We start from the raw sequence: 3290 nt of genomic DNA on the forward strand, positions 1-3290 counted from the left end.
ATGTTGGAGGGTTTTACCGGCTTTTCCTCGAGGCCCTCGGTGAAGATGGCATCGTTGATCAGGGGCGCCGTGTGCTTCGCCGCCTCGTCGACATCGGTGACATGCGGCAAAAGCTCGTATTCAATCTCGATGAGCTTCAGCGCCTGCCTGGCGGTGCGGGCGTCGATCGCGGCGACCGCGGCCACCGCGTGGCCGTCATAGAGCGCTTTCGTGCGCGCCATGCAATTGTCGAGGACGTCGTACATGGCGGCATCGCCATCGGTGAGGTCGGGCAGGTCGGCCGCGGTGATCACCGCCTTGACGCCGGCGAGCTTCTCCGCCTTGGACGTGTCGATCTTGACGATCCTGGCGTGGGCGTGCGGGCTTCTGAGAACACGCCCAACCAACTGGCCGGCCATGTTGAAGTCGGCGCCATAGCGCGCGCGGCCCGTCACCTTGTCGATGCCGTCGGGACGGATCGGACGCGTGCCGACGGAGGTGAATTTACGTCCGGAAAAACGTGGATCGAAATTCATCTCAGGCTCCCTTCATCACGATGGCCGCGTCCTGGACGGCGCGCACGATCTTGTCGTAGCCGGTGCAGCGGCAGAGGTTCCCGGCAAGGCCGAAGCGGATTTCCTCCTCGGTCGGGTCGGGGTTCTTGGCCAAAAGGTCCTTGGCCGCGATCAGGAAGCCCGGCGTGCAGATGCCGCATTGCAGCGCCGCATGCTCGAGGAATTTCTGCTGCAGCGGGTGCAGCGTATCGCCATGGGCCATGCCCTCGATGGTCTCGACGCGACGGCCCTCAGCTTCGGCGCCGAGCACCAGGCATGAGCACACCAGCCGGTCGTCGAGGATGATCGAGCAGGCGCCGCAGTCGCCGGTGCCGCAGCCTTCCTTGGCGCCCGTCAGCCCCAGCCGATCGCGCAGGACGTCCAGCAGCGTCTCGTCCGGCTGGCAAAGATACTCGACAGCGTCGCCGTTGATTGTCGTTGAAACTGCTATACCGGCCATCATTTGCCTCCTGCACGTGCATAGGCTGATGTGGCGGCCCGCTGGGCCAGCACACCCGCAACTTTTCGTCTGAATTCGATGGTGCCGCGCTTGTCGTCGATGGGACGGCATGCCCCCGCGCAAACCTTAGCGAGCCGCTCCAGCGTCGCCTCGTCCAGCCTGGAGCCGATGAGCACCTCCGCCGCCTCTTCGACCAGAAGCACCGTCGCCGCCACGGCGCCCAGCGCTACGCGGGCCGATTTGACGACACCGTGCTCGTCGAGCGTCAGGTTCACCCCGGCGCTGACCACCGCGATGTCCATCTCGGTGCGCGGAATGAAACGCAGATAGGCATCGCCAGACCGCGGCTCGCGCTTGTCGAGCAGGATCGCTTCGATGATCTCGCCTTTGGCCAGCGACGTCTTGCCCGGCGCCGTCGGCACGCTCTGCACGGGAATCGTGCGCCGGCCCGCCGGCCCGACGACCACTGCCTTGGCGCCGGCGGCAACCAGCGCCGGCACGCTGTCGGCGGCCGGCGAGGCGTTGCAGAGATTGCCCACGATGGTGCAGCGTCCCTGCACCTGCTTCGAGCCGATCAGCTTGGCCGCCTCGACGACGCCAGGCCATGCCTTCTTGAGGGCGGTGTTCTCCCCCAGGACGGCGCAGGGAACCGCAGCGCCGATGCTGAAGCCTTCAGCCGTTTCCCGGATCTCGCTCAAGCCATCGATCGCCTTGATGTCGACGATCAGCTCTGGTTCGGCAAAGCCGCCCTTCATCCTGACCAGGAGGTCGCTGCCTCCTGCGAGGATGGCGGCCGTACCAGCCGACCCGGCCAACTGGCCAACGGCATCTTCTATTGAAAGCGGACGTATGTAGCGCATCGTCTCCCCTTGGTCATCGCGATTTCAGCGACCGTTATAAACAGTCTCCTCATAATGGCTATCCGGTTCCGCATCTGCGGCGATTAGGCCAGGCGCCGCAATATCCGGTCCAACAGACCGAATGTGGCGCGCTGAATGGCAGCAACCGGCTTTGGGATGATTTTCGTGAAACTTCGGTTATGGATCAAGTGCGCTCATTCGCTTTTGTCCGCTTTTGGACCGGAACGGCCTCAGCCCGTGATGCGCTTTCCCGGGAAACTGTTCACATTTTTCCTGGAATTGCCCTAGAGATCGGCCTCGGCGAAGATGCGCGAGGCCCAGTCGAGGAAGACGCGCAGGCGTGGCGAGAGCTGACGGTTCTGCGGGTAGAGCGCCGACAGCGGTGTCGGCGATGGCGGATAGTCGGCCAGCACCTCGACGAGCGTCCTATCCGCCAGATCCTTTTCGAAGCGATAGCGCGGCGCCTGGATGAGGCCGAGGCCAAGCCGCGCCAGATCGGCGGCGGTGTCGGAATTGTTGGCGGCGACGCGGCCTGGCAGCCGCACCTCACGGATACTGCCGGCGACGGTGAATTCGAACGGAAGGGTCTCGCCGGTGCGCGACGAAACAAAGCCCACCGCCTGGTGACCGTCGAGCGCATCGGGGGAGACGGGCGTGCCGTGGCGCTCGAGATAGGCAGGGCTGGCGCAGGTGATCTCGCGGATGACAGCCAGCCGCCGCATGATCATGCCGCTGTCGGGCGGCTCGCCGACGCGGATCACACAGTCGACGCCTTCACGCACGAGATCGACCAGCCGGTCGCTTTGGCCGATCTGCAGGTCGATCCTGACATAGCGGGCGAGGAACTCCGGCAGGCGCGGCAACAGAAATGTGCGGGTGAGCAGGGTGCTGGCGTCGATGCGCAGCAGGCCGAAAGGCTCCGCATTGCGGAAGGCGGCCTCGGCATCCTCGATCTCGGCCAGGATCGACAGACAGCGCCGATAGTAGGCTTCGCCGTCCTGGGTGGCGTTCACCTGCCGCGTCGTTCGTTCCAGCAGCCGCGCGCCGAGATGCTCTTCCAGTCGTCGGATCGCTTCCGTTGCAGTAGAACGCGGCAGGCCGAGATCGGCCGCGGCAGCGGTGAAGCTGCGCCGCTCCAGAACGCGAACGAAGAGCCGCATCGTGTCCAGTCGATCCATGGCTTTTGTTCGCAATTTCCGAATAGTGATGTCAATAGGCAGCCGATTATCCGGGAAGTGGCCCGGCCTATATCCGTGTCACCAACACACGGAGAGACTTCCATGACATCCAATCAAACAAGTACGGGTGGCCAAACCAGAACCGCGATCGTGACCGGCGCCTCCAAAGGCATCGGCGCCGCCATCGCACGACGGCTCGCCCGCGACGGCGTTGCTGTCGTCATCAATTATGCACGGGGCCGCGCCGAGGCCGAAGAAC

4 protein-coding genes and 1 pseudogene are annotated in these 3290 nt (G+C 64.5%); 1 reads left to right on the forward strand and 4 read right to left on the reverse strand.

All coding sequences use genetic code 11. The annotated features are described in order from the left end of the window. The 4 genes and pseudogenes from EN750_RS25260 to EN750_RS25275 all read right to left on the reverse strand — a co-directional run. Positions 1–515: pseudogene (locus EN750_RS25260) on the reverse strand (xanthine dehydrogenase family protein molybdopterin-binding subunit); the annotation flags it as partial. Between the two features lies 1 nt (position 516). Next, positions 517–993, reverse strand: coding sequence for a (2Fe-2S)-binding protein (locus EN750_RS25265; RefSeq protein ID WP_013530647.1), 477 nt, complete (start codon positions 991–993; stop codon positions 517–519). Continuing rightward, on the reverse strand, positions 993–1853 hold the full coding sequence (locus EN750_RS25270; RefSeq protein WP_127398132.1) for a xanthine dehydrogenase family protein subunit M: 861 nt from the start codon (positions 1851–1853) through the stop codon (positions 993–995). The genes EN750_RS25265 and EN750_RS25270 overlap by 1 nt, the downstream gene beginning before the upstream one ends. Before the next feature lie 284 nt (positions 1854–2137). Further along, positions 2138–3031 (reverse strand): LysR family transcriptional regulator, encoded by an 894-nt coding sequence (locus EN750_RS25275; RefSeq protein ID WP_127398134.1) that lies wholly within the window; start codon positions 3029–3031, stop codon positions 2138–2140. 102 nt (positions 3032–3133) lie between these two features. Here EN750_RS25275 and EN750_RS25280 point away from each other — a divergent pair. Then, positions 3134–3290: SDR family NAD(P)-dependent oxidoreductase (locus EN750_RS25280; RefSeq protein ID WP_127398136.1), on the forward strand; the 157-nt coding region annotated here is incomplete at its 3' end.

The sequence above is a fragment of the Mesorhizobium sp. M7A.F.Ca.ET.027.03.2.1 genome (genome assembly GCF_003999175.1).
In the GTDB taxonomy this organism is placed as follows: domain Bacteria; phylum Pseudomonadota; class Alphaproteobacteria; order Rhizobiales; family Rhizobiaceae; genus Mesorhizobium.

What these genes read in the sequence shown, in the direction of transcription:
- EN750_RS25270 (WP_127398132.1), bottom strand. Translation starts at nt 1,853, where the DNA reads ATGCGCTACATACGTCCGCTTTCAATAGAAGATGCCGTTGGCCAGTTG.
- EN750_RS25265 (WP_013530647.1), bottom strand. Translation starts at nt 993, where the DNA reads ATGGCCGGTATAGCAGTTTCAACGACAATCAACGGCGACGCTGTCGAG.
- EN750_RS25275 (WP_127398134.1), bottom strand. Translation starts at nt 3,031, where the DNA reads ATGGATCGACTGGACACGATGCGGCTCTTCGTTCGCGTTCTGGAGCGG.